23 protein-coding genes are annotated in these 26,436 nt (G+C 65.0%); 18 read left to right on the top strand and 5 right to left on the bottom strand.

The annotated features are described in order from the left end of the window. Positions 1 to 59: 59 nt before the first annotated feature. The 6 genes from NK8_RS02695 (at position 60) to NK8_RS02720 (ending at position 4,351) form a co-directional block, all read left to right on the top strand. The gene (locus NK8_RS02695; RefSeq protein ID WP_213227269.1) at positions 60 to 950 is read left to right on the top strand and encodes a phosphoribosylaminoimidazolesuccinocarboxamide synthase; all 891 of its coding nucleotides are present in this window, start codon (positions 60 to 62) and stop codon (positions 948 to 950) included. An 18-nt stretch (positions 951 to 968) separates the two neighbouring features. Continuing rightward, complete coding sequence (gene purE / locus NK8_RS02700) at positions 969 to 1,481, top strand: 5-(carboxyamino)imidazole ribonucleotide mutase (RefSeq protein WP_162064968.1); 513 nt, start codon at positions 969 to 971, stop codon at positions 1,479 to 1,481. A 67-nt stretch (positions 1,482 to 1,548) separates the two neighbouring features. Continuing rightward, positions 1,549 to 2,736 (top strand): 5-(carboxyamino)imidazole ribonucleotide synthase, encoded by a 1,188-nt coding sequence (locus tag NK8_RS02705; protein WP_213227271.1) that lies wholly within the window; start codon positions 1,549 to 1,551, stop codon positions 2,734 to 2,736. Between the two features lie 19 nt (positions 2,737 to 2,755). After that, positions 2,756 to 3,787, top strand: a complete 1,032-nt coding sequence (locus NK8_RS02710; protein WP_213227273.1) for an L-threonylcarbamoyladenylate synthase — start codon at positions 2,756 to 2,758, stop codon at positions 3,785 to 3,787. Positions 3,788 to 3,857: 70 nt separating this feature from the next. Continuing rightward, positions 3,858 to 4,079 (top strand): hypothetical protein, encoded by a 222-nt coding sequence (locus tag NK8_RS02715; RefSeq protein WP_061172910.1) that lies wholly within the window; start codon positions 3,858 to 3,860, stop codon positions 4,077 to 4,079. Between the two features lie 5 nt (positions 4,080 to 4,084). Beyond that, on the top strand, positions 4,085 to 4,351 hold the full coding sequence (locus NK8_RS02720; RefSeq protein ID WP_213227275.1) for a type II toxin-antitoxin system RelE/ParE family toxin: 267 nt from the start codon (positions 4,085 to 4,087) through the stop codon (positions 4,349 to 4,351). 61 nt (positions 4,352 to 4,412) lie between these two features. On the opposite strand, the gene NK8_RS02725 is transcribed toward NK8_RS02720, so the two are convergent. The 3 genes from NK8_RS02725 to dacB form a co-directional block, all read right to left on the bottom strand. Further along, positions 4,413 to 5,522: an SGNH/GDSL hydrolase family protein gene (locus tag NK8_RS02725; RefSeq protein ID WP_162064972.1), complete on the bottom strand. Its 1,110-nt coding sequence runs from the start codon at positions 5,520 to 5,522 to the stop codon at positions 4,413 to 4,415. A gap of 82 nt (positions 5,523 to 5,604) precedes the next feature. Beyond that, positions 5,605 to 5,757: a hypothetical protein gene (locus tag NK8_RS02730; RefSeq protein WP_213227277.1), complete on the bottom strand. Its 153-nt coding sequence runs from the start codon at positions 5,755 to 5,757 to the stop codon at positions 5,605 to 5,607. A 7-nt stretch (positions 5,758 to 5,764) separates the two neighbouring features. Beyond that, on the bottom strand, positions 5,765 to 7,372 hold the full coding sequence (gene dacB, locus NK8_RS02735; protein WP_213227279.1) for a D-alanyl-D-alanine carboxypeptidase/D-alanyl-D-alanine-endopeptidase: 1,608 nt from the start codon (positions 7,370 to 7,372) through the stop codon (positions 5,765 to 5,767). A 269-nt stretch (positions 7,373 to 7,641) separates the two neighbouring features. Between dacB and NK8_RS02740 the strand changes: the two genes are divergently transcribed. From NK8_RS02740 to NK8_RS02770, 7 genes are all read left to right on the top strand, one after another. Then, positions 7,642 to 8,304: a response regulator gene (locus NK8_RS02740; protein ID WP_061172913.1), complete on the top strand. Its 663-nt coding sequence runs from the start codon at positions 7,642 to 7,644 to the stop codon at positions 8,302 to 8,304. Continuing rightward, entirely contained in the window at positions 8,304 to 9,605 is a 1,302-nt protein-coding gene (locus NK8_RS02745) for an ATP-binding protein (protein ID WP_213227281.1), read from the top strand. Before NK8_RS02740 ends, NK8_RS02745 begins: the two co-directional genes overlap by 1 nt. A gap of 378 nt (positions 9,606 to 9,983) precedes the next feature. After that, complete coding sequence (locus NK8_RS02750; protein WP_213227283.1) at positions 9,984 to 12,302, top strand: YadA-like family protein; 2,319 nt, start codon at positions 9,984 to 9,986, stop codon at positions 12,300 to 12,302. Between the two features lie 209 nt (positions 12,303 to 12,511). Beyond that, the gene (locus NK8_RS02755; protein ID WP_162064977.1) at positions 12,512 to 14,017 is read left to right on the top strand and encodes a DegQ family serine endoprotease; all 1,506 of its coding nucleotides are present in this window, start codon (positions 12,512 to 12,514) and stop codon (positions 14,015 to 14,017) included. 141 nt (positions 14,018 to 14,158) lie between these two features. Further along, complete coding sequence (locus NK8_RS02760; protein ID WP_213227285.1) at positions 14,159 to 14,641, top strand: carboxypeptidase regulatory-like domain-containing protein; 483 nt, start codon at positions 14,159 to 14,161, stop codon at positions 14,639 to 14,641. Between the two features lie 145 nt (positions 14,642 to 14,786). Next, positions 14,787 to 15,164 (top strand): DUF427 domain-containing protein, encoded by a 378-nt coding sequence (locus tag NK8_RS02765; RefSeq protein WP_213227287.1) that lies wholly within the window; start codon positions 14,787 to 14,789, stop codon positions 15,162 to 15,164. Between the two features lie 75 nt (positions 15,165 to 15,239). Beyond that, entirely contained in the window at positions 15,240 to 16,040 is an 801-nt protein-coding gene (locus NK8_RS02770) for a CoxG family protein (protein WP_213227290.1), read from the top strand. A gap of 4 nt (positions 16,041 to 16,044) precedes the next feature. Here the strand turns inward: NK8_RS02770 and NK8_RS02775 are convergent, their stop codons facing one another. After that, entirely contained in the window at positions 16,045 to 17,001 is a 957-nt protein-coding gene (locus tag NK8_RS02775) for a helix-turn-helix domain-containing protein (protein WP_213227292.1), read from the bottom strand. Between the two features lie 131 nt (positions 17,002 to 17,132). Here NK8_RS02775 and NK8_RS02780 point away from each other — a divergent pair, with 131 nt between their 5' ends. Further along, a complete protein-coding gene (locus tag NK8_RS02780) occupies positions 17,133 to 17,765 on the top strand; it encodes a cysteine hydrolase family protein (RefSeq protein ID WP_213227294.1) in 633 nt (210 codons plus the stop codon). Here the strand turns inward: NK8_RS02780 and NK8_RS02785 are convergent. Beyond that, positions 17,748 to 18,392 (bottom strand): TetR family transcriptional regulator, encoded by a 645-nt coding sequence (locus tag NK8_RS02785; RefSeq protein WP_162064983.1) that lies wholly within the window; start codon positions 18,390 to 18,392, stop codon positions 17,748 to 17,750. The genes NK8_RS02780 and NK8_RS02785 overlap by 18 nt on opposite strands. Positions 18,393 to 18,840: 448 nt before the next feature. Here NK8_RS02785 and NK8_RS02790 point away from each other — a divergent pair, with 448 nt between their 5' ends. The 4 genes from NK8_RS02790 to NK8_RS02805 all read left to right on the top strand — a co-directional run bounded on the left by NK8_RS02790 (position 18,841) and on the right by NK8_RS02805 (position 26,436). Then, the gene (locus tag NK8_RS02790) at positions 18,841 to 20,085 is read left to right on the top strand and encodes an efflux RND transporter periplasmic adaptor subunit (RefSeq protein ID WP_213227295.1); all 1,245 of its coding nucleotides are present in this window, start codon (positions 18,841 to 18,843) and stop codon (positions 20,083 to 20,085) included. 18 nt (positions 20,086 to 20,103) lie between these two features. Further along, positions 20,104 to 23,268, top strand: a complete 3,165-nt coding sequence (locus NK8_RS02795; protein WP_162064985.1) for an efflux RND transporter permease subunit — start codon at positions 20,104 to 20,106, stop codon at positions 23,266 to 23,268. 1 nt (position 23,269) lies between these two features. Continuing rightward, positions 23,270 to 24,796, top strand: a complete 1,527-nt coding sequence (locus NK8_RS02800; RefSeq protein ID WP_162064986.1) for an efflux transporter outer membrane subunit — start codon at positions 23,270 to 23,272, stop codon at positions 24,794 to 24,796. Positions 24,797 to 25,257: 461 nt separating this feature from the next. Beyond that, positions 25,258 to 26,436, top strand: a complete 1,179-nt coding sequence (locus tag NK8_RS02805) for an efflux RND transporter periplasmic adaptor subunit (RefSeq protein WP_213227296.1) — start codon at positions 25,258 to 25,260, stop codon at positions 26,434 to 26,436.

Below are 26,436 nucleotides of genomic sequence, written 5' to 3' on the forward strand. Positions count from 1 at the left end.
CCCCGCGCCAGAGGTCCGAGCGCGGGTTTCACCATTTCAGTCCTTCTCGGTACATGACGATGTCCACGCTATACGAATCCACGATCAAATCGCTGCCGCTGCTCGGCCGCGGCAAGGTCCGCGACAATTACGCAGTCGGTCAGGACAAGCTCCTGATCGTGACGACCGACCGCCTTTCCGCATTCGATGTCGTCATGGGCGAGCCGATTCCGAACAAGGGCCGCGTGCTCAACACGATGGCCGATTTCTGGTTCGAGAAGCTCTGGCACATCGTGCCGAACCACAACACGGGCGTCGATCCTTCGACCGTCGTAGCCGCCGACGAAGTCGAACAGGTGAAGGGCCGCGCGGTCGTCGTGAAGCGTCTGGAACCGATTCTCGTCGAAGCCGTGGTGCGCGGCTATCTCGCGGGCAGCGGCTGGAAGGACTATCAGGCGACCGGTTCCGTGTGCGGCGTCCAATTGCCGCCGGGCCTGCAGAACGCGCAGAAGCTGCCCGAGCCCATTTTCACGCCGGCGGCGAAGGCCGAAATGGGCCATCACGACGAAAACATCACCTACGATGAGATGGAGCGCCGCATCGGCACCGAGCTGTCGGCGACGATCAAGCGCATCTCCATCCAGTTGTACAAGGAAGCGGCCGAGTACGCGGCGACGCGCGGCATCATCATCGCGGATACGAAGTTCGAATTCGGTCTCGACAACAAGGGCGAGCTGTATCTGATGGACGAAGTGCTGACCGCCGATTCGTCGCGCTTCTGGCCCGCGGACGGCTATCAGGTCGGTACGAACCCGCCGTCGTTCGACAAGCAGTTCGTGCGCGACTGGCTCGAAACGCAGACGTGGAAGAAGGAGCCGCCCGCGCCGAAGCTGCCGGACGACGTGATCGCGAAGACGTCGGAGAAGTATCAGGAAGCGCTTCAGCGTTTGACCGGCAAGACGCTCGACTAAGCAGAGGAAAGCAGTTCGATGACCAAGGCAGCGCACACGCATGAAACGCCGCTCGTCGGCGTGTTGATGGGTTCCAGCTCCGACTGGGACGTGATGAAGAACGCGGTCGCGATTCTTCAGGAATTCGGCGTGCCGTACGAGGCGAAAGTCGTCTCGGCGCATCGCATGCCGGACGAGATGTTCGCCTACGCCGAAAGCGCGCGTGAGCGCGGCGTGCGCGCGATCATCGCGGGCGCGGGCGGCGCGGCGCATCTGCCGGGCATGCTCGCCGCGAAGACCACGGTGCCGGTGCTCGGCGTGCCGGTGGCGAGCAAGTATCTGAAGGGCGTCGATTCGCTGCATTCGATCGTGCAGATGCCCAAGGGCGTGCCGGTCGCGACCTTCGCCATCGGCGAGGCGGGCGCGGCGAACGCGGCGCTGTTCGCGGTGTCGCTGCTGAGCGTGACGGACGCCCGTTACGCGGAGGCGCTCGCCGCGTTTCGCGTGAAGCAGAATCAGGCGGCGCGGGACATGGCGCTGCCGCCGCTCTGATGGCCCGGCGCGCGGACCGCGCGTCGCTCCATCGCCGATGCCCACAGCCAGCCACCCAAGCCCCACGATGAACCCACACAACTCCCCGATTTCTCCCATCCTGCCGGGCGCGTGGCTCGGCATGGTCGGCGGCGGCCAGCTTGGCCGCATGTTCTGCTTCGCCGCGCAATCGATGGGCTATCGCGTCGCCGTCCTCGATCCGGACGAGACGAGCCCCGCGGGCGCGGTCGCGGATCGCCATATCCGCGCCGCCTACGACGATAAAAACGCGCTCACCGAACTCGGCCGCTTGTGCGCGGCGATATCGACTGAGTTCGAGAACGTGCCGGCTGCGAGTCTCGAATTTCTCGCGTCGTGCACGTTCGTCAGTCCGGCTGCGGCCTGCGTGGCGATCGCGCAGGACCGCGTCGCGGAAAAGCGCTTCATCGCGGCATCAGGCGTGCCGGTCGCGCCGCATGTCGTGATCGAATCGGCGCAGGCGCTCGCCGCGCTCCCCGATGAGAAGATCGCGGCCGTGCTGCCGGGCATTCTCAAGACCGCGCGCCTCGGCTACGACGGCAAGGGGCAGTTGAGCGTGCGCAATGTCGCGGACGTGCGCAACGCGTATGCGTCGCTCGCGGGTGTGCCGTGCGTGCTGGAAAAGCGCATGCCGCTCAAGTACGAAGTCTCCGTGCTGATCGCGCGCGGCGGCGACGGCAAGTCCGCCGTGTTCCCGCTCGCGCAGAACGTACACGTGAACGGCATTCTGGCGAAGACGGTCGTGCCCGCGCCGGACGCATCGGACGCGCTGGTCGCGCAGGCGCAGGACGCCGCGCTCACCATCGCGGCGAAGCTCGGTTATGTCGGCGTGCTGTGCGTCGAATTCTTCGTGCTGGAAGACGGCACGCTCATCGCCAATGAAATGGCGCCGCGTCCGCACAATTCCGGCCACTACACGGTGGATGCCTGCGCGACGAGCCAGTTCGAGCAACAGGTCCGCGCGATGACCGGCATGCCGCTCGGCGACACGCGCCAGCATTCGCCCGCCGCGATGCTGAACCTGCTCGGCGATATCTGGTTCGATGGCAACAAGGCGCGCGCGCCCGCCTGGACGGAAGTCGCCGCGATGCCATCGGCGCGGCTGCACCTGTACGGCAAGGAAGAGGCGCGCCGGGGCCGCAAGATGGGCCACATCAACTTCACGGCGGCGACGCTCGAAGAAGCGCGCACGGCGGCGCGCGACTGCGCGCGCATGCTGCATATCCCGCTCGACTGAGTTTTTTGCCGTAGAAGCAATGACCATCATCTATCCGAGCGTCGCGCAGATCGACGAAGCCGCCGCCTTGCTCGATGCCGGCGAACTCGTCGCGTTTCCGACCGAAACGGTCTACGGACTCGGCGGCGACGCCGAGAGTCCGGACGCCATCGCACGCATCTACGCGGCGAAGGGCCGGCCGGCGAATCATCCGGTGATCGTGCATCTCGCGCCCGAGGCCGATCCGGGCTACTGGGTGCGCGAGCTGCCTGCCGATGCGCACAAGCTCATCGATGCGTTCTGGCCCGGGCCTTTGACGCTGATCCTCAAGCGCGCGGCGCATATTCCGGCGGCGGTGAGCGGCGGACAGGATTCGGTGGGCGTACGCTGCCCGTCGCATCCGGTCGCGCAGCAGTTGCTGTCGGCGTTTCATGCGCTTCGTCTGGGTAGCGGCAAGCAGGGCGGCGTGGCGGGGCCTTCGGCCAACCGGTTCGGCCATGTCAGCCCGACGACCGCGCAGCACGTGCGCGATGAGTTCGGCAGCGCGGTGCATGTGCTCGATGGCGGGGCGGCGGATGTCGGCATCGAATCGACGATTCTGGATCTGTCGCGCGGTTTTCCCGCGTTGTTGCGGCCGGGGCATGTGAGTCCGCAGCAGATCGCGGACGTGATCGGGATTGCGCCGCGTTTGCCGGATGGATCGGACGCGACGGCGCCACGCGCGTCAGGGACCTTGAAGGCGCATTACGCGCCGCGCACGCCGCTCGCGCTGCTGCCGTTCGAAACGATCGAACCGCTGATCGCCGCGCAGGATCGGGCGAGCGGGAAGAAGATCGCGCTGGTCGCGCGGGCATCGCGGGCGGGCGAGTGGGCGCACGCGGCGAACGTGCATTTCGTGGCCGCGCCGGAAGATCCGCAGAGTTATGCGCGTGATTTGTATGGTTTGTTGCGCGCGCTGGATCGGGCGAATGTCGAGCGGATTCTGATCGAGCGGTTGCCGGCGACGGTGGAGTGGATCGCGGTGAATGATCGGCTGGGGAGGGCTGCGGCGGCGTTTGAGGCGGAGGAGTGAGGATGTGTTCGGTTGCAAAAGGTTGCTTTTGGTCGCACAATAAACCACTTATGCAACCGGGAGACCCGACATGGCCGTAGCACTCAAACTCTCCGACGAACTCGTCGAAATCGCGAAACCGCACGCGGCGGCAATGCATCGCTCTGTGCCGAAGCAGATCGAACACTGGGCACGGCTTGGAAAGGCCGTCGAAGAAAACCCGGAACTTCCCGTTCAGTTCATCAAGGACACGCTTCTCGCAGTCGAGGAGGCCAAAGCAGGTCAAGTTTCGGACTATCAGTTTGCTTCGTGACGTCGATGAAAGTCGTCGCTACGCCGACCTTCGAGAGGGCGGCCAAGAAACTGCATGCACGCGACAGAAAGGTTCTCGACGAAGCAGTGCGTGAGATTCTCGCAGCGCCTGATGTGGGCGTCGCGAAGAAGGGCGATCTCGCGGGTGTCTTTGTTCACAAGTTCAAGCTGAACAAGCAGGAAACCTTGCTCTCCTACGAGTTCTCGGCGTCGACCATTGTGCTTCTGAGCATCGGCTCGCACGAGAACTTCTACCGCGACCTGAAGCGTTGATGATTGCCGCCCGGCTGATCCGCAGCCGGGCGGCTTCTCTCGTCAAACCGCCAGTCGCCCCTTACTTCCCCAACCCCGATTTCGCAATCGTCTGCTCCGCCGTCTGCGCATAGAGCGCATGCAGATGCGTCGTCGGGTGCACGGTATCGGCGTACATGTACGTCTGATCCGCGCCTGCAACCGTCAACGTCTGCGGCGAGCAGAACAGCGAGGTCGCGAAAGCCTGCGGATTCGGTTCGCCGAACTTCTGCGCCGCCGCGGCCATCGCCTGCAGATTGCATCCCGTGCCCGTATTCGACACCGTGAAGCCGAACTGCGCGAAATTCGCCGTGATATTGGCGAGCGTCGGAACGATGTCGAGGTAAATGACCTTCGACATCAGCCCGCTTTTCGTCAGCGCAGCCGCAAGCGCCTGGTTGAACCCGAGCGACGCTTGCGAGAGCAGCGCGCGCGTCTGGGCGTTGCTCATCATGCCCTGCGGCGTCGTGCCGATATCGGGCACGTTCGACACCAGCACATGCGTCGCGCCGCTCTGAACGACCTTGCCGATCACGCCCGCCAGATCGATCGCCGCCTGGCCGATCGCGGCAGTGGCCGTGGCAGGCGTCATCTGGCCGCTCTGGACCGCGGTGAGGTTGAACAGGATATCGTTCGCGCCGCCGTTGATGATGACGAGCTGATTCGCATTGAAACTGCCGTGCGCGGACAGATAATTCGACACCTGCGTGACGACCGGAACCGTCAGCGCCTGCGTGTAGTTGGCGGGATCGGTGGTCGCATGGCCGATGCCGATCGGATTGGTCACGCGCGAGCCGCCCTGCGCGTAGCCGAGACCGCCTTGCGGAGTGGGCGGCACGCCGAAGCCGCCGGTCATCGCGGGCGCCAGCGTATCGCCGTAATACTGCGCGACGTTCTGCACCCAGACCTGGCCCGGATTCGTCGTGAAGCGGCCGCCGCCGAAGTTCGCCGCCGCGACCGGCGCATACGTGCCGACATCGGACAGGCTGTCGCCGAAGGACACCACCTGCAGCTTGACGCCGCCCGGCGGCGTGGAATTGTTGTTGTCGTCACCGCCGCCGCCGCACGCGGCGAGCAGGGCAAAGGCCGCGCTGGCGGTCGCGACTTGAGCAAAGCGCACCAGTGCGGCGCGCGTCGAGCGTTGCTTGTTCATGGAGCTCGTCTCCCTCTTGGGTGTTTTCTAGTTCGATTGCGGCGCTGACCGTCTTGCGGTCTCACGCCGCGTACCTGCGAGTTTAAGCGATGCGGCGTGCCCGTCCCGACACGCGATGCTTCCGGCCGAACGCCGTGCCCGACAGCGTACACGCCGCGCGCGGCTTCCCGGGCGTCACTTCGTAGAAGAAATCTTCGGTCGCGGCCGCGCCGTGTGCCTGCGAGCGCGACTTCATGCGTCGGTCAGTCGGCCGTGCCCGGCTTGCGCGCGCCTTCGTAGACCCATTCGAGCAGCGCATCGTGCGCGCCGCGCGCGGCCTCGGCGCGCGGATCGTTGATGAAGCTCACGACCACGTAGCTCTCGCCGTTGGCCGCGCCGACATAGCCCGCGATCGCGCGCACGTCGCGCAGCGTGCCGGTCTTGATGTGCGCGTTGCCGAGCGCGCCCGCGTTGGTGAGGCGGTTGCGCATCGTGCCGTCGACGCCCGCGATCGGCAGCGATTCGACGAACACCTGCGCGACCGGGCTCGCGTTCGCCGCCATCAGCAGATCGGCGAGCGAGGTCGCGCTGATGTGCTCGTCGCGCGAAAGGCCGGAACCGTTGTCGAGCGTGAGGCCGTTCATCGGCAGGGCGCTGCGCTTCAGGAACGCCTGGATCGCGGCGGAGGATTTCGCCGTGGTCGCGGGCGGCTTCGATTGCGCCGCGCCGATCGTGAGGAACAGGTTGCGCGCCATCACGTTGTTGCTGAACTTGTTGATGTCGCGCACGACGTCCGACAGCACCGGGCTGCGATGCGTGCCGACGAGCCGTGCATTGGACGGCGTCGGGCCTTCGCGCGTGGCGCCCTGGAACGCGCCGCCCGCCTGTTTCCACAGCGCGAGGAAGCCGCCGGCGAAGAAAGTCGAATGATCGAGCGCGGCGACATTGACCGTGCGCGAGCCGCAGCGCAGCGGATAGTCGCCGACGAACGACGCCTGCACGAAGCCGCCCTGCGTCTGCGCCACGCTCGGCGACGCCGCCTGCAGCGAGCCGGTGCATGCGCCGCGCGTGACGCGCAATTCGTTGTCGATCTGCAGTTGCGCGAGTTGCGGCAATACGTCGATGGACACTTGTCCGTCAGGACTCGGCGTCAACGTGAAGGACAGCGACTTGAACGCGTAGAGCAGCGGGTCCGGGCCGACGTTATAGGGCGCGGTGTCGTCGTTGTCGAAGGCGGGCAGATCGCGCGTGGAGGCGTCGAAGTAGCGCTTGTCGAGCACGAGCGCGCCGTCGATGCCCGTGATGCCGTTCTTGCGGATCTGCTCGACGAGATCGATCAGCTCTTCCGGCACGAGCTTCGGATCGCCCGTGCCCTGAATGTACAGATTGCCGTGCAGGATGCCTTGCGCGTCCACCTCGCCGTCGGCATACGCGGTCGTCTTCCAGCGATAGTCGGGGCCGAGCATCGAGAGGCCCGCGTAGGTCGTGACGAGCTTCATCGTCGAGGCGGGCAGCATCGGCTCGTTCGCGTTGACCGAGACGAGCGGCAGCGGCCCGCCGACGCGCTGCACGACCACGCTCATCGACGCGAGCGGGACGTGCGCGCGCGCGAGCGCCGCCATCACCGAAGGGGGCAGCGGGCCGGCGGGGACGCTCGCTTTCGCGGCGTGCTCGGCCTTTGCGCCCTTGGCCGCGCGCTTCGATTTCGCACCGCCTTTTGCCGCGCGCTCCGGCGACTGCGCCTGCGATTCGGCTTTCGTGCCGCCGCGGGCGTTGGCGTCGGGGATATGCCCGAGCGCGGCGCACGCGAGGGCTGCGGCGAGCGCGATCGAAGAAAGACGGCGGGACACGGGGCGGGAAGCGAGCGGCATGGACGAGCGTTGTTCTTGGACTGGATGCGGGCGGCGCCGCGCGGGAAGCGGCTATTGTAGACAAGCTGGCTTGCGGAAATCGTACGGGCCGAAAATTGCCTCGAAGCGACCCGACCGGAAATGCCCGCGACCCGTCGTTGTCCTCTGAAAATGAACGCGCCTCGCGGTTAAGTCCCGTTTAAGCCTGTGGCGGGCACGCGCGGCTACAATGAGCCGCAACCCGTCGCGGCCCGAAGGCCGCTCCACGTAACCACGAACAGACATGTGCCATGCGAATCCTGCTTGTCGAAGATGACCGGATGATCGCCGAAGGCGTGCGCAAGGCGCTGCGCGCGGACGGCTTCGCAGTCGACTGGGTGCAGGACGGCGAGGCCGCGCTCACTGCGGTCGGCGGCGAGCCTTACGATCTGATGCTGCTCGATCTCGGCCTGCCCAAGCGCGACGGGCTCGACGTGCTGAAGACGCTGCGCGCGCGCGCCAACTCGCTGCCGGTGCTGATCGTCACGGCGCGCGACGCCATCGCGGATCGCGTGAAAGGGCTCGATGCCGGCGCGGACGATTATCTCGTCAAGCCATTCGATCTCGACGAACTCGGCGCGCGCATGCGCGCGCTGATCCGCCGTCACGTGGGGCGCGGCGAGTCGCTCGTGCGGCACGGCGAACTGACGCTCGATCCGGTCGGGCATCAGGTGACGCTCGCGGGTGCGCCCGTGTCGCTGTCGGCGCGCGAGTTCGCGTTGCTCGAAGCGCTGATGGCGCGGCCCGGCGCGGTATTGTCGAAAAGCCAGCTCGAAGAAAAGATCTACGGCTGGGGCGAGGAAATCGGCAGCAATACGGTCGAGGTGTACATCCATTCGCTGCGCAAGAAGCTCGGCGCCGATCTCATCCGCAACGTGCGTGGCCTCGGCTATATGGTCGCGAAGGACGCCTGATGCGGTCGATTCGCCGGCAATTGGTGATCTGGCTGCTCGCGCTCGTGATCGTCGGCGTGGGGTTTGCCGGGTGGCTGATCTATCGGCAGGCGCTCGCCGAAGCCAACGAACTCTTCGATTACCAGCTTCAGCAGATCGCGGCGGCGTTGCCGTCGGAGCCGTTCTCGTCGGTGCTCAGCTCGCGCAGCGAGAGCGACGAAGGCGTCGTCATCCAGATCTGGAATCGCAACGGCGTACTGATGTACTACTCGCATCCGCGCGTGCCGCTCGCGCCGCATGCGGAGCTCGGCTTCTCCACCGAAATGACGCCGCGCGGCGAATGGCGCGTGTATAGCGCGATCGTCGGCGATAACGTCGTGCAGCTCGCGCAGCCGCTGTCGATCCGCAATCGCGTCGCGGCGGGCGTCGCGTGGCGCACGCTGTGGCCGCTCGTGCTGCTCCTGCCGCTGCTCGGGCTGGCGATCTGGGTGATCGTCGGACGCGGGCTCGCGCCCTTGCAGCGCGTGACGCGCGCGCTCGATACGCGTCATCCCGAAGCGCTCGATCCCCTCTCCGATCAACGTCTGCCGCAGGAAGTGCGGCCGGTCGTGCGCGCGTTGAATGCGCTGCTGTCGCGGCTGTCTACCGCGCTCGATACGCAAAAGGCCTTCGTCGCCGATGCCGCGCACGAACTGCGCACGCCGCTCGCCGCCGTGCAGATTCAGGCGCAACTCGTCGCGCGCGCGCAGGACGACGACACGCGCCGCGAAGCGCTCAAGGACTTGCACGAAGGCATCGCGCGCGCGACGCGCCTCGCGGAACAATTGCTCGCGCTTGCGCGATCGGAGCCGGACGGCAAGAAGGTCGAGACGCAGGTCGATCTCAATGCGCTGCTCGAAAGCTGTGTGCGCGGCTATGTGCTCGTCGCGCAGGAACGGGGCGTCGATCTCGGCATCGAGACGAGCGAGCCCGCGACCGTCAAGGGCGATCCGGATTCGCTGCGCGTAATGTTCAACAATCTCATCGACAACGCGACGAAGTACACGCCGCGCGGCGGCCGCGTCGACGTCGGCGTGAAAGTGAAAGACGGGCGAGCGCTCGTCGAGATCTCCGATACCGGTCCGGGCATACCTCAAGAAGAACGAGAAAGAGTGTTCGACCGGTTCTATCGCGTGGGAGAGAGCGCGGATCGTGCGCGCAGCGATATCGCGGGCACCGGCCTCGGGCTCGCGATCGTTCGGCGTATCGCGGACCAGCATGGCGCGGCGGTGACGCTCGGCGAATCGCAGGCCGGTGGCCTGAGAGTCAAGGTTCGATTTTGACAGCGTCTGCAAGACTGGTCGCATCAGCAAAGCCGATGTCGTCCCGTGCGGACTCGTCTGCGTAATCGCTGCCGACACGATCGTCATTCACACCCTTAGGATGGCAGATCAACGACTGCGCGTTGCATTGACGTCGTAGTCGAAATTTTCGATGGGCCATCAGAAAATATCCGCTCGCCAGTCGTTGCAAAAAACTGCGCACCACGTCTCAATTCGGAGTATTCCGATTAGCTATTTCAATTGTTTGATAGAAATTCTCTTTTGTCGCTTGAAGTCAAAGAGGCAGAAGGCGATAGGTTAGTAGCGCAAGAAAAAGCCCTCAAAAAAGTATTGGCTCTTCGCATCCGCCGATCTTTATAAAAAAGTTAGGACTATAAAATGAATGAGACTTTATGTAGTAATTGGAATGAAGCCGCGGGATCATGGTTTGCGGCAACAAAAAAATCGAGCGGGAAATCGAGTTCGAAATCCGAGCGGTCCCGTACCTTTCTGGCAAGTGGAACACTCACCGGCGTGGCCTCTGGCATGCTTCTCATGGCTTCGGCGCCGGCTTCCGCGAGCATAGTGTGCCTAAGTGATGCAGGCGGTACGCATAACTTATCATCGGCTGGTTCGATCGTCGTCGGCTGCTCGAGCTGGGTGACTGGTCTGAGCGGCCCCTATGCCGTTCTGGATAGTGGAAGTCCCGCCGGCCGTGCCGCCTTGGCGCTTACTTCCGGCCAGGCGACGTTTTACCTCGACAATGCGGGGTCGTTGACGAGTAACCTTCTCACCTTGACTGCCTCGGGTTCCAATGTAGCCATGACCGGTCTCGCGCCAGGCAGCCTTTCTTCAACGAGCCTGGACGGAATCAACGGATCTCAGCTATACACGACTGGCACTTCCACTGCCGCAGCGCTTGGCACCACCTTCAATGGCTCGACCGGTAACGTTGCAGCGCCTTCTTACGCGCTCACGAAGGCGAATCAGATCGCTAATACGAGCGGTGCGGCGACGGATGTCGGCGCGGGCTTCAGCAAGGTCGATGCCGCTCTGGGCGCCCTCAGCATGTCGGTGGCAGGCAACACCACGCTGATCGACGACATCACAAACCAGATCAACAACGGCACGATCGGTCTGGTTCAGCAAGATCAGACGACGAAGAACATCACCGTGGCGAAGAACACCGATGGCGCGACGGTGGACTTCACAGGCACGGCTGGCGCACGCGTCGTGGACGGCGTCGCCAACGGCGTGGTGAAGCCGGCGAGCAAGCAGGCAGTGAATGGCTCGCAGCTGTACGCGCTGGCTGACGCTACGGCATTTGCGATGGGAGGTGGCTCGGCGGTGAACCCGGACGGCTCAATCACGGCGCCGACGTACGTCATTCACAACGCGGACGGCTCGACCTCGGCGGTGAACAACGTCGGCGACGCGATTTCGAACATCGACGGCCGCACGACGCGGAATTCGAGCGACATCACCAATCTGAGGCAGCAGGTCAATATCGGCGGAATCGGTCTGGTGCAGCAAGATTCGGTTTCGCACAGTATCAACGTGGGAGCAAACACTGACGGCAGCTTCGTCAACTTTGCCGGTCTCGCGGGTGCGCGCGTCCTGGACGGCGTGGCCAACGGTGCGGTGACGAGCACGAGTCGGCAAGCGGTCAACGGCTCACAACTGCATGCGCTTTCCAGTTCGACGGCTTCCGCGCTCGGCGGCGGCTCGACGGTGAACAGCGATGGGTCCATCACCGAGCCCACCTATCGTGTAAATGGTCGGATCGTGAACAACGTTGGTGACGCGGTTTCCAGCCTCGATACCCGTGTCACGCAAAACACGAATGAAATCTCGAATCTCAGTTCGAATGTCGCGCAGAACACGGCCGATATCACGAACCTGACCACTGACATCGCCAATCACTCGACGCAGATTCAGAAGAACGCATCGGATATTGCTGACATCAACAATCAGATCAACAGTGGCTCGATCGGTCTGGTGCAGCAAGATCAGACGACGCGTACGGTCGCCGTCGCGAAGAACGCAGACGAAACGGTGGTCGACATGACAGGTACGCAAGGGGCGCGTAAGGTGGCGGGCGTGGCGGCCGGTACGTTGAGCGCGGACAGTACTGATGCTGTGAACGGCTCGCAGCTGTATGCGACAGATCTCGAAGTCTCGTCGCTCAAGCAGCGGGTCGTAAACATTCAGAGCACCGGCAACGAACTGATGGCGTCGCAAGCTCACGACGCGCCGCCCCTCGCGTCCGGCGATCGTTCGACCGCAATCGGGAATGGCGCGGTTGCATCGGGTGCCAACTCGGTTGCGCTTGGCGACAGTTCAGTGGCTGAGGAAAACCATACCGTTTCGATCGGCTCCGCTGGCAACGAGCGCCGCCTGACGAACGTGGCGCCTGGCATCAACGGCACCGACGCCGCCAACATGAACCAGTTGAACGCGGTTCAGAGCAGCGTGAATTCGGTGGCGCGCGGCGCGTTTGCGGGTGTCGCCGCCGCCATGTCCATGCCGAACATGACGCCGAGCCAGCCGGGCAACACCGTGGTTGCAGCAGGCGTGGGCAACTACAAGGGTTACACGGCAGTCGGCCTCGGCGCGACATATCGCTCGCGTGACAGTCGTTGGCTCGTGAACGGCGCGGCGTCGATCACCCCGAGCGGTGACACCGGCGCGCGCGCTCAGGTCGGCTACGAGTTCTAGGTACGTGGCTTTGTGAGCGAGACGAATCTGGCGGTGCGGTCAGGCCGCCAGAAAAAATGCAAGCAGCAAGAAGGGCGACTGTCCATCCTGGATAGCCGCTCTCTTTCATGGGTGCGACCATTTAAGTGAGCTTTAAGCGGCGCCCCGTAAAGTCCTTTCATCGATAAAGCGCGCTCCTCAAGAGCGCATCCCCTCGTCAGGAGCACACGATGAAAGCGAAGATCCTCACCCGCAGCGCCGTCGCAGTGGCTGTTGCAGTTGCCTTGTCGGCGGGCTACGTGGCCGGGCACAACAACGTCCCGGCACCGCAGGTCATCGCGCCTGCGGCTGCAGCGGCGCTGATGCCCGCCGAAGCCGCGGCAAAAACCGGCATTCCCGATTTCTCTGGCCTCGTCGAAACCTACGGTCCTGCCGTGGTGAACATCAGCGCGAAGCACGTCGTCAAGGAGACGTCGAATCGCCGCGGCGCGACCCAGGTGCCGATGGACCCCGACGATCCCCTCTATCAGTTCTTCAAGCGCTTCGGCGGCATGCCCGGCTTCGGCGGCGGCAATGGCGGCCCGGGTGCCGACCGGCCGAGCGAAGGCCTCGGTTCGGGCTTCATCGTGAGCAGCGATGGCTATGTGCTCACGAACGCGCACGTCGTGGACAACGCCAATGTCGTCACCGTGAAGCTCACGGACAAGCGTGAATATCGCGCCAAGGTCATCGGCGCGGACAAGCAGTCGGACGTCGCCGTGCTCAAGATCGACGCGAAGAACCTGCCGACCGTGAAGATCGGCGACCCGAACGGCAGCAAGGTCGGCCAATGGGTCGTCGCGATCGGCTCGCCGTACGGTTTCGACAATACCGTGACCTCGGGCATCATCAGCGCGAAGTCGCGCGCGCTGCCGAACGAAAACTACACGCCGTTCATCCAGACCGACGTGCCGGTGAATCCGGGCAACTCGGGCGGCCCGCTCTTCAATCTGCAAGGCGAAGTGATCGGCATCAACTCGATGATCTATTCGCAGACGGGCGGCTTCCAGGGCCTTTCGTTCGCTATCCCGATCAATGAGGCGATCAAGGTCAAGGACGCCATCATCAAGACGGGTCACGTGGATCGCGGCCGTCTCGGCGTGGCGGTGCAGGGCATGAACCAGACGCTCGCCAACTCGTTCGGCATGAAGTCGCCGCAGGGCGCGCTCGTGAGTTCGGTCGAGCCGGGCGGTCCCGCCGCGAAGGCGGGCCTGCAGCCGGGCGACGTCATCACGGCGCTGAACGGCGCGCCGGTGACGGATTCGACCTCGCTGCCGTCGCAGGTAGCGGGTCTGTCGCCGGGCAGTTCGGCGAAGGTGACGGTGTGGCGCGACAAGAGTTCGAAGGATCTCAGCGTGACCATCGGCGCGCTGAAGGACGCGAAGACCGCGAGCGCAAATCCGAATGGCGACGACAACGCATCGGCGCAGGACGCGCGCCTCGGCGTCGCGGTGCGTCCGCTCTCGCCGGAAGAGAAGCAGAACGATTCGCTCTCGCGCGGCCTGCTCGTGCAGCAGTCGAACGGCGCGGCGGCGAGCGCGGGCATCCAGCCGGGCGACGTGATTCTCGCGGTGAACGGCCAGCCGGTGACGTCGGTGCAACAGTTGAAGTCGATGGTCCAGCGCGCCGGCGACAGCATCGCGTTGCTGATCCAGCGCGACGACGCCCAGATCTTCGTGCCGGTCGATCTCGGCTGACGTGCGTGCACCGGCCCTGCGCGATGCGGGCACGAACCATGCTCCACGGTTCGCTGGTGCCCCATCGCGTGAAGCCGACGCATCGGGCGTGACGCCGCCGGCGCTTTCTGGCCGGGCGGCATCGGACAAAGGAGCAGAAACATGACGAGCAGAACCACGGGCAAGCTGGCGACCGCAGTTCTCGTTGCGGCGCTGGGTGCAGGCATGGCGGGCGGCGCCTGGGCGCAAGCCTCGGGCGCCACGACCGGCGATATGTCGAGCGCCGGCAACACCAACGGCGGCGGCCTGCCGCAGATCCAGCAGCAGGGCGACGTCTCCTGGACCTCGGGCGGCGTCGGCCTCGATGAATCGCGCGCGCTGTTGCGCGAACAGGCGCACTGGCCGCTGTCGCTGCGCTTCACGGGGCCGACCGCCGACTACCTCTCGGGCGTGCACGTGCGTATCGTCGACGGCAAGGGCGCCGAGGCGCTTTCCGCCGAGTCGATGGGACCTTACATGCTCGTCAAGCTGCCGCCGGGCAGCTACACGGTCTACGCGAAGTACAAGGATCAGGAAAAGAAACAGGCGGTGAGCGTCGCGGGTCCGGGCAAGGCCAAGGCGGCTTTCCACTGGAACATTCAGTAAGCGCGCGCGTCCAAGGGAGAAGCGTCCGAGGCATCGAAAGCACTCACCCAGCATCCCAAGTTTGTCTCATAATCAAGCCACGGGTATCTCGATGCCTCGTGGCTTTTTCTTTCGATGTCGGTTCGCACGCGGGAGGCGCATCAGGATGGGCACGGAACTCAAAGACGGGCACGAAGCGGCGCATCGCATCGAGATCACGCCGAACGGACGGCGCTGCCGCGTGATCCATCAGGGCGTCACGTATGCGGATACCCACGCGTCCGTCACGGTCGTCGAAGCGGGCGCCGAAAAAGTGCACTACTTTCCACGCGCCGACGTGAACATGGCGCGCCTGGAACGCTCCATCCACACCACGCAGTGCCCGCACAAGGGCCTGGCCACGCACTATCATCTGCTGACCGAGGACGGCCCGGTCGAAAACGCCGCGTGGAGCTACGAGACGCCGCTCGACGCCGCCGCGCGGATCAAGGGCTATCTCGCGTTTCACCGCTCGCGCGTCGATCGTATCGACGAAACTTCATAGGCGCGCGTCCGAACAGACAGCGCCACGCCCGCTGAGCCATAACGAACGCATGCGATCCTGGTCCCGGAGGCTCGAATGGAAGTCACCGATGCACTGTGCGTTCCGCTCGACCCGGCGCATGTCCGGGAGGCATTGGGCGACCTCGCGCTGCTGCGCGCGAGCCTCGACAACTGCGAATCCTTCAGCCGCACGCCGGGCGGCGAATATGTCCTCACGCTGATCGTGCCGCTCGGCGCGCTGCGGGCGCGCTACGAAATCCGCGCGCACGCCGCCGGGCGCACGCGTCAGGCGGCGCATGCGGAAGGCGAGACCACCGAGTCCACCGAATCCGACGATGCCGCGTACGCCCGCACGCTGAGCTTCAAGGCGCGCGGCGAGGGTGTCGGCTCGCTGCGCGGGCAGATCGCGGTCGCGCTGAATCCGGACGAAGACGCCGCTGCGACCTGGATCGAATACACCGTCTGGGCGACGGTCTCGGGCCCGCTCGCCGGCTTGCCGTCGCGGCAGATCGAGAACGCGCTGCGCGAAGGCGCCGACGATTTCTTCGCCGAGTTCTGCGAAGTGGTGCGCGCGAAGCACGGCCTGCCGTCGATGCGCGCGGTCGGCGACAACGCCGCGCGGCGTCATGTGTTCCTGCGGCCGGGTTCGGTGTCGGCGGCGTTCTCGCGCCGCTCGGGCGCGCTGCGCGGTCCATCCGCCGATGCTCACGCGAGCGGCGTGCTGCGGCATCGTCTGCCGGGGCATGGCTTCGCGCATCGCGAGCACGACCATTCCCACGATCCGCATCCGCTCGGCCTGCCCGTCTGGGCGTGGGCCGCGATGCTCGTGTGCATCGCGCTCTTTGCGTACTTCGCGCAGCACATCGGCCTGCAATGATGCGTCACACGCCGCGAAACGCGCGCCGATAAGCCGACGGCGAAGTCTTGAGCGTCAGCGCGAAGTGCTGGCGCAGCGTCGCGCCGGTGCGAAAGCCGCTGTCTTCCGCGATGCGATCGATCGGCAGATCCGTGTCTTCGAGCAGACGCTGCGCGAACGCGACGCGCTGTCCGATCAGCCACGCGCCGACCGTCGTGCCCGTCGTTTCCCGAAAGCGCCGCGTAAAGTTGCGGCGGCTCATCGCCATGCGCGCGGCGAGTTCATCGAGCGAATGATCCGTTTGCAGATGCGCACGCATCCAGTCGAGCAGTCCGGCGAGCTTTTCGCCGTTCGCGCGCTCCGGCAGCGGTTCATCGATGAACTGCGCCTGCGAGCCCTGCCGATGCGGCGGCACCACGAGCCGCCGCGCGACCTGACTGGCCGCGTGCGAGCCGGCCAGCTTGCGCAGCACGTGCAGGCAGCAGTCGAGGCCCGCCGCGGTGCCGGCGGAGGTCGTGAGGTTGCCGTCGTCGATATAGAGCACGTTCGGATCGAGCCGCACGCGCGGATAGCGGCGCGCGAAATCGTCGGCCCAGGCCCAGTGTGTGGTGGCCGCGCGGCCGTCGAGCAAGCCCGCGGCCGCGAGCACGTACGAGCCGAGGCACAGCCCGACGATGTGCGCGCCGCGTGCGTGCGCCGCGCGCAGGGCGTCGAGCAGCGGGGCGGGCGGCGTCTCGTCGGGATCGCGCCAAGAGGGAACGATGATCACGTCGGCGCTGGCGAGCGGGTCGAGCGAATGCAGCGCGGCGATGGTGAATCCCGCCGATGTCGCGAGCGCGTCCGCTTCGAGCGCGCAGACGCGAAAGTCGAACGACGGCACGCCGATCCCGCCGCGCTCCTCGCCGAACACGATGCACGGCACCGCGAGATGAAACGGGCTGATGCGGTCGAACGCGACGACGGCGATCGAATGGCGATGCATGGCAACGACTCCCGCGAAACGATGAATGCGGGTATTTTGGCCCGATTCCGCCGAAAGTTGGCAATCGGGCCACTTCTGATCGGCGCGCATACGCGGCGACAATGCTTCGACCATCCACGAAGGAGTTGAACATGCCGCGCCGTGCCCTGATCGTCATCGACGTGCAGAACGAATATGTCACCGGCAACCTGCCGATCGAATATCCCGACGTGAACGTGTCGCTCGCCAATATCGGCCGCGCGATGGACGCCGCCGAAGCGCACGGCGTGCCGGTCGTCGTCGTGCAGAATTTCGCGCCCGCCAGCGCGCCGATCTTCGCGCGCGGTTCGGCGATGGCGGAACTGCACGAAACCGTGGCGTCGCGGCCGCGCGCGCATTACGTCGAGAAATCGCTGCCGAGCGCCTTTGCGGGCACCGATCTGGCGGACTGGCTGACGCAGCACGACATCGACACGCTCGTGATCGCGGGCTACATGACCCACAATTGCGACGATTCCACCGTCAAACACGCGGTGCATGCCGGTCTCGCGGTCGAGTTTCTCGTGGATGCGACGGGCGCCGTGCCCTACGAAAACAGCGCGGGCCGGGCGAGTGCGGAGGAAATCCACCGCGTGTTCACGGTCGTGATGCAGTCACGCTTCGCCGCCGTGCTCGGCACCGATGAGTGGATCGCCGCGCTGCAAACCGGCGCGCCGCCCGCGCGCGACAACATTTACGCGTCGAACCAGCGGGCGCGCGCCGCGAAGTCAGCCGGCAGCCGGTGACAGCAGGGCGGGGCTGAAGCGCACGGCGTCGAAGCACGCGTCGATGAGCGCTTCGGCGTCGCGCTCGGGATGGACGAGATCGGGCAGCATCAGCGAGTCGCGCAGGATGCCGGTGAAGAGGCAGTGCAGCATGGTGGTGGCGCGGCGCGTGTCGAGCGTCGCGGGCAACTGCTTTTTTTCGACGGCATTGCGCAGCGCGCGCTCGATGCGCTCCATGCCGTCGCGCATGTTGTTCTGATGACGCTCGCGAACCGGCCCCATCTCCTCGACGAACTCGCATTTCATGAACAGGATGTCGAACACGCGGCGCCGCTGCGCGTCGGTCGTGATGTTGCGCATGCACCAGATGAACAGCTCGCGCAGGCGCGCGAGCGGGTCTTCTTCCTTGCCGTCCAGGGTCGTTTCGATGAGCTCGTCGAGCGGCAGCAGGCTGCGGTCGAACATCGCGTTGAACAGATCGCCCTTGTTGGCGAAGTGCCAGTAAATCGCGCCGCGCGTCACACCCGCAGCGTGGGCGATGTCCGCGAGCGTCGTGCGTGACACGCCTTTCTCGTAGAAGACGCGTTCGGCTGCGTCGAGCACCCGGTTGCGCGTCGCCTGCGCTTCTTCCTTGGTTCGTCTGACCATATCCTGCGGCCGCTGGCCGTCTGCTCCCGCTACTGCAATTGAAGGACCGCGCGATGGCGGTCTTGTCGAAGATTCGTCGAACGTAATCGATTCCCCTGAGCGGTTTCTTTCGCGCTTCCAATGGGGATAAACACGTACGGTTTTTTACATTCATCCACGAATGTATATACAATACCACCCGTTCACCAATATTTACAATTCAGCCAGCGAGCAGATTCCGATTTAAGCTTGCACTTCGATTGCCCGTTCTGGCCGTCCTCAGGCCTTGGGGCGGCGCTTCATAAGCGCTGCGCACGGGCATGACGACCCGGCCGCTGGCCGGCGGTTGCGCTCACTGGTCTCACTGTCTTGTTTATTGGTCGGCGTCTTATGACGCTCGTGCGCGGCATTGCCCGGGGAAGGCCGCCGCGCACCCACTTCACTCTCAGTCTTAGACAGAGGTCGCTCCATGCGCGTCGAACGGGTTCCACTCCGCTTAATCACCGCCGCGACGGCTGCCGTGTTCCTGGCAGCGTGCGGACAAAAACAATCAGCACCTCCGCCACAAACGCCCGAAGTCGGCATCGTCACCGTGCAGCCGACGAGCGTGCCGGTCGTCGTCGATCTGCCGGGCCGCACCAACGCCTACCTCGTCGCGCAAGTGCGCGCACGGGTGGATGGCATCGTGCTGCGCCGTGAATTCACCGAAGGCGCCGAGGTCAAGGCCGGTCAGCGGCTCTACAAGATCGATCCGGCGCCGTACATCGCCGCGCTGAACAACGCGAAGGCGACGCTGGCGAAGGCCCAGGCGAACGTCGCGTCGCAGAACTCGCTCGTGTCGCGCTACAAGGTTCTGGTCGCGGCCAACGCGGTGTCGAAGCAGGATTACGACAACGCCGTCGCCTCGCAGGGCCAGGCCGTGGCGGATGTCGCGGCCGGCAAGGCATCGGTGGATACCGCGCAGATCAACCTCGGCTACACCGATGTCGTCTCGCCGATCACCGGCCGCACCGGACTGTCGCAGGTCACGCCGGGCGCGTACGTGCAGGCGAGCGCCGCGACGCTGCTCACCACCGTGCAGCAGCTCGATCCGATCTACGTCGACCTGACGCAATCGAGCGTCGACGGACTGAAGCTGCGCCGCCAGATTCAGGAAGGGCGGCTGCAGACAGAAGGCCTTCACGCCGCGAAAGTGACGCTCGTGCTCGAAGACGGCCGCACCTACACCGAGCAGGGCAAGCTGCAGTTCTCGGACGTGAGCGTCGATCAGAGCACCGGTTCGGTGACGGTGCGCGCGATCTTCCAGAACAAGGACCGCGTGCTGCTGCCGGGCATGTTCGTGCGCGCCCGAATTCAGGAAGGCGTGAACGACCACGCGCTCGTCGTGCCGCAGATCGGCGTCACGCACGACCAGAAGGGCACGCCGACCGCGCTCGTCGTCAACAAGGACGACAAGGTCGAACTGCGCCAGCTCGTCACGAGCGCCACCTACGGCAACAACTGGGTGGTCGACAGCGGCCTGAACCCGGGCGATCGCGTGATCGTGAACGGCGTGGAGAAGGCGAAGCCCGGCATGCAGGTGAAGCCGGTCGACGCGAAATTCCCGTATCCCGCATCGGACGCGCAGGCGGCATCCGCGCCGGGCGCTGCCGCTCCGGCCAACGCGAGCGGGGCGAGTGGTGCGCAAGCCGCATCGGCCGCTTCGGGCGCGTAACGAAAGGGAGCCTGTTACATGGCAAAGTTTTTTATCGATCGGCCGATCTTCGCGTGGGTGATCGCGATCATCCTGATGCTGGCGGGGATGGCGTCGATCTTCACGCTGCCGGTCGCGCAGTATCCGACGATCGCGCCGCCTGCGATCCAGATCAGCGCGACGTATCCGGGCGCATCGGCGAGCACCGTGGAAAACACGGTCACGCAGGTGATCGAGCAGCAGATGACCGGTCTCGACCACTTGCTGTATCTGTCGTCGACCTCCGATGACTCCGGCACGGCCACCGTCACGCTGACGTTCGCGGCGGGCACCAATCCGGACATCGCGCAGGTGCAGGTGCAGAACAAGCTGCAGCTCGCCACGCCGCTTCTGCCGCAGGTCGTGCAGCAGCTCGGCACGAAGGTCACGAAATCGAGTTCGAGCTTCCTGCTCGTGCTCGCGTTCGTGTCCGAAGACGGCAGCATGAGCAAGTACGACCTCGCGAACTACGTGGCGTCGAACGTGGCCGATCCGCTCTCGCGTATCGACGGCGTCGGCACCACGACGCTGTTCGGCTCGCAGTATGCGATGCGCGTCTGGCTCGATGCGACCAAGCTGACGAACTATTCGCTCACGCCGGTCGACGTGAAGAACGCCATCACCAATCAGAACGTGCAGGTGGCGGCGGGCGGTCTCGGCGGCACGCCGGCGGTGCCGGGGCAGATGCTCCAGGCGACCATCACGGAAGCGACGCTGCTGCGCACGCCCGAGCAGTTCGGCGACATCCTGCTGAAGGTGAATCAGGACGGCTCGCGCGTGCGTCTGAAGGATGTCGCGCGAATCGAGCTCGGCGGCGAAAACTACAACTTCGACACCAAGTACAACGGCCAGCCGACGGCCGGCTTCGGTATCCAGCTTGCGACGGGCGCCAACGCGCTCTCCACGGCAAAGGCGGTCCGGGCAAAGATCGACGATCTGTCGAAGTACTTCCCGCATGGACTGGTGGTGAAGTATCCGTACGACACGACGCCGTTCGTGCGCCTGTCGATCGAGGAAGTGGTCAAGACGCTGATCGAAGGCATCGTGCTCGTGTTCCTCGTGATGTATCTGTTCCTGCAGAACCTGCGGGCGACGATCATCCCGACGATCGCGGTGCCGGTGGTGCTGCTCGGCACGTTCGCGATCATGTCGGCGGTGGGCTTCTCGATCAACGTGCTGTCGATGTTCGGTCTCGTGCTCGCGATCGGCCTGCTGGTCGACGATGCGATCGTGGTGGTGGAGAACGTCGAGCGGGTGATGACCGAGGAGCATCTGTCGCCCCGCGACGCCACCCGCAAGGCGATGGACCAGATCACGGGCGCGCTGATCGGCGTGGCGCTGGTGCTGTCGGCGGTGTTCGTGCCGGTGGCGTTCTCGGGCGGCTCGGTCGGCGCGATCTACCGGCAGTTCTCGCTGACGATCGTGGCCGCGATGGTGCTGTCCGTGATGGTCGCGCTGGTTCTCACGCCAGCGCTGTGCGCGACGCTCCTGAAGCCGCATCCGGAAGGGCACGAGCCGGAGAAGAAGGGTTTCTTCGGCTGGTTCAACCGCACCTTCAACAAGAGTCAGGAGAAGTACCACGGCGGCGTGCAGCACGTGATTCGCCGCTCGGGGCGCTGGCTCATCATCTACATCGTCGTGATCGTCGCGGTGGGGATGCTGTTCCTGCGTCTGCCGAAGTCGTTCCTGCCGGATGAGGATCAGGGCACGATGTTCGTGCTCGTGCAGGCGCCCGCCGGCTCCACGCAGGAATACACGGCGCACGTGCTGAAGGACGTGCAGGACTATCTGCTGAAGGACGAAAAGTCGATCGTCGAATCCGTGTTCACGGTGAACGGCTTCTCGTTCGCGGGCCGCGGCCAGAACTCCGGCCTCGTGTTCGTGCGGATGAAGGACTACGCGGAACGCCAGCACAGCAACGAGAAGGTGCAGGCGCTGGTCGGGCGCATGTTCATGCACTTCGCGCCCTACAAGGACGCGCTGATCTTCCCGGTCAATCCGCCTTCGATTCCTGAACTCGGCACGGCGGCGGGCTTCGACTTCGAGCTGCAGGATCGCGGCGGCCTCGGCCACGCGAAGCTGATGGAAGCGCGCAACATGCTGCTCGGCATGGCGGCGAAGGACCCGACGCTCGCGCAGGTGCGTCCGAACGGCCTGAACGACACGCCGCAGTTCAAGGTGAACATCGACCGCGAGAAGGCCAACGCGCTCGGCGTCGTGATTTCGGACATCGACCAGACGTTCTCGATCGCCTGGGCGTCGCAGTACGTGAACAACTTCCTCGACGTCGATAACCGGATCAAGAAGGTCTACGTGCAGGGCGACGGCCCGTTCCGCATGAATCCGGACGACCTGAGCAAGTGGTACGTGCGCAATGGCGCGGGAACGATGGTGCCGTTCGGCGCGTTCGCGACCGGCAACTGGACCTACGGTTCGCCGAAGCTCGAGCGTTACAACGGTATCTCGGCGGTGGAAATTCAGGGCGCAGCGGCTCCCGGCAAGTCGACGGGTCAGGCGATGACGGCGATCGAAGCCATCGCGGCGAAGCTGCCGGCGGGCATCGGCTACGAGTGGACGGGTCTGTCGTATCAGGAACGGCAGTCGGGTTCGCAGGCGCCGATCCTGTACGGCATCTCGATCCTCGTCGTGTTCCTGTGTCTCGCGGCGCTGTATGAAAGCTGGTCGATTCCGTTCTCGGTGATCATGGTCGTGCCGCTCGGCGTGCTGGGCGCGCTCTTGGCCGCGACGTTGCGCGGTCTGGAGAACGACGTGTTCTTCCAGGTCGGCCTGTTGACGACGGTGGGTCTGTCGGCGAAGAACGCGATTCTGATCGTGGAGTTCGCGCGTGAGCTGCGCATGCAGGGCATGTCGACGGTGGAAGCGGCGATGGAAGCGGCGCGCCTGCGGTTGCGCCCGATTCTGATGACCTCGCTCGCGTTCATTCTCGGCGTGCTGCCGCTCGCGATCAGCAACGGCGCGGGCTCGGCGAGCCAGCACGCGATCGGCACCGGCGTGATCGGCGGCATGTTGACCGCGACGTTCCTCGCCATCTTCATGATTCCGATGTTCTTCGTCGTTATCAGCAAGTTCAGCAAGAGCAAGGACATGCCGGCACCGGGTTCGTCGGGCGACATCGAAGGCACGAACGGTAAGGAAGGACACTGAGATGCTTAAACATTCCTTGATCGCGGCCGCCGTGGCGGTATTCGCCGCGGGCTGCACGCTCCAGCCGAAGTACGAGCGGCCGCCCGAGCCCGTCACGCAGACGTTTCCCGAAGGCGGCGTGTACGCGCACCAGCCGGACGCGTCGTCATCGGCGAGCAATGGCCGCACCGCGAACGGACAGAGCGCGCCGGAAATCGGCTGGCGTGATTTCTTCGCCGATGCGCGCCTGCAGAAGATCGTCGAGCTCGCACTGAAGAACAACCGCGACCTGCGCGTCTCGGTCCTCAACGTCGAGGCGGCGCAGGCGCAGTATCAGATCACGCGCGCCGGGCTCTTTCCGACGCTCGAAGGCGCCGCGTCGCAAAGCAAGCAGCGCACGCCGAAGAATCTGTCGTTCTTCAACCAGACGATCTCGAACACGTATTCGGTCGGCCTGAACGCGTCGTGGGAAATCGACTTCTTCGGGCGCATCCGCAGCCTGAAGGATCAGGCGCTCGCGCAGTATCTGTCGACGGCAGAATCGCGCAAGGCGGCGGAGATCGCGCTGGTGTCGTCGGTGGCGGACCAGTATCTGACGATGCTCGCTTACGACGACGCGCTCGCCGTCACGCAGAACACGCTGAAGACCGCGCAGGAGTCGTTCCGCATCACCAAGCTGCAGTACGACAACGGCACGGGCACGGAACTGGACTTGCGCCAGTCCGAAGGCGTGGTCGAAGAGGCGCAGGCGAATCTGCAAACGCAGGCGCGTCTGCGCGCGCAGGCGGAAAACGGGCTCGTGCTGCTGGTCGGCGAGCCGTTGCCGGCGGATCTTCCCGCTGGCATGCCGCTCGACACGCAGAACATCTTGTCCGATATCCCGGCGGGCCTGCCGTCCGATCTGCTGACGCGCCGTCCGGACATCGCGGCGGCGGAACAGTCGCTGCTCGCGGCCAACGCGAACATCGGCGCGGCGCGTGCGGCGTTCTTCCCGCGCGTCTCGCTGACGGGCAGCTTCGGCACGCTGTCGCCGACGCTCGGCGGCCTCTTCAAGCCGGGTTCGGCGGCGTGGTCGTTCGCGCCGCAGATCACGGTGCCGATCTTCGAGGGCGGCCAGAACAAAGCCAATCTCGATCTCGCGAACGTGCAGAAGCGCATCGAGATCGCCAACTACGAGAAGGCGATCCAGACCGCGTTCCGCGAAGTCGCGGACGGCCTCGCCGCGCGCGGCACCTTCGACGAGCAGATCAAGTCGCTCGAGCGTTTCGTGAACTCGCAGAGCCGTCGTCTGGAGCTGTCGGACCTGCGCTATCGCAACGGCGTCGACAGCTATCTCGCGGTGCTGACCGCGCAGACGGCGCTCTACGAAGCGCAGCAACTGCTGATCACGGCGCGGTTGAATCGCCTGACGAACCTCGTCGATCTGTATCAGTTCATGGGCGGCGGCTGGATCGAGCGTTCCGGCGATATGCCGCGCCCGGCGGATGCGCCCGTCGACTACGGCTCGGATCGTGCGCCGCAGCCGGCCTCGGCGCCGGCGGCGGGTTGATGACCTGAATCGACTCGATTTGTTGCAAGTGAAGCCCGGCCTCGCGCCGGGCTTTTTTTTGGGTTTCCGCGGTCAGTTCCCGCGTCCGGAAGCGTCCGATTGCGACAAAATTTTGCCTTTACGGACGCTTCGCCATCTTTGTTTTAATCGCAATCAAATTTTCACAGACTTGCCGGTAGTTTAGGCATCCTCATCTCGAACGATATCTATAATCGGCGGCTTGTCATGCAAGCAGCGCGAATCGTTCACCGCATTCGGCCGGAGAATTCGCGTTCGGGCTCAGTCTAAATTCAGTTATCCGAAAAATATCGTCGCCTTCTCCAGGAGATGACGGCGCCGTCTCCACGCGCCGGCGGCGCTTTGCCAAGCGACGCGACGATCAGCCACCCCCGACGCGCCGTCGAGCCGAAACACCGGTTCGCGCGCCTTTCATCTTCAGCAACTTCAGAGGTTTGCGTCCCATGCTTCTCAAACGGATTCCATACCGCCTCATCGGTGTCACGACGGCCGCGCTGCTGGCAGCCGGCTGCGGGGAGAAACCTCCCGCGATGGCATCGCATACGCCGGAAGTCGGCGTCGTCACGCTCGAATCGATCGCGGTGCCGGTCACGGCGGAGCTGACGGGCCGCACGAGCGCTTTCGTCGATGCCCAGGTGCGCGCGCGCGTCGACGGCATCGTGCTGCGCCGCGAATTCACCGAAGGCAGTGTCGTCAAGGCTGGGCAGCGGCTCTACAAGATCGATCCCGCGCCCTACATCGCGCAACTGAACAACGCGAAGGCGTCGTACGCGAAGGCGCAGGCGAACCTCGTCTCGACGACCGCGCAGGCGGAGCGCTACAAGGTGCTCGTCGCGGCGAATGCGGTCAGCAAGCAGGATTACGACAACGCGGTGGCGTCGCAAGGTCAGGCTGAGGCCGATGTCGCGTCCGCGAAGGCCGCGATCGATACCGCGCAGATCAACCTCGGCTACACGGACGTGACGTCACCCGTGACCGGACAGGCCGGCATCTCGCAGGTCACGCCTGGCGCCTACGTGCAGGCGGCGCAGGCAACTCTGATGGTCACCGTCCAGCAGCTCGATCCGATGTACGTGGATCTCACACAATCGAGCCTCGACGGCCTCAAGCTGCGCCGTCAGATCCAGGAAGGGCGTCTATCGACGAACGGCCCGAACGCCGCCAAGGTCACGCTGATCCTGGAAGACGGCCGCGTCTATTCGGAGCAGGGCAAGCTGCAATTCAGCGATGTGACCGTGGACCAGTCGACCGGCTCGGTCACCGTGCGTGCGGTCTTCCTGAACAAGGACCGCGTGCTGCTGCCGGGCATGTTCGTGCGCGCGCGCATCGAGGAGGGCGTGAATCCGTCCGCGCTCGTCGTGCCGGTGCAGGGCATCACGCACGACCAGAAGGGCACGCCGATCGCGATGGTCGTCGACAAGGACAACAAGGTGGCGCTGCGTCCGCTCGTGACGTCGGGCACGCACGGCCAGAACTGGGTGGTCGACGGCGGCCTGAACGCGGGCGATCGCGTGATCGTCGAGGGCATCGACAAAGTGCGTCCGGGCATGGAAGTAAAGGCCGTGCCGGCGCATCTGCCTGAAGCGCCCGCCGATGCGGCGAAGCCCGCATCCGGCGCCTGA

The sequence above is a fragment of the Caballeronia sp. NK8 genome, from assembly GCF_018408855.1.
Taxonomy (GTDB): domain Bacteria; phylum Pseudomonadota; class Gammaproteobacteria; order Burkholderiales; family Burkholderiaceae; genus Caballeronia.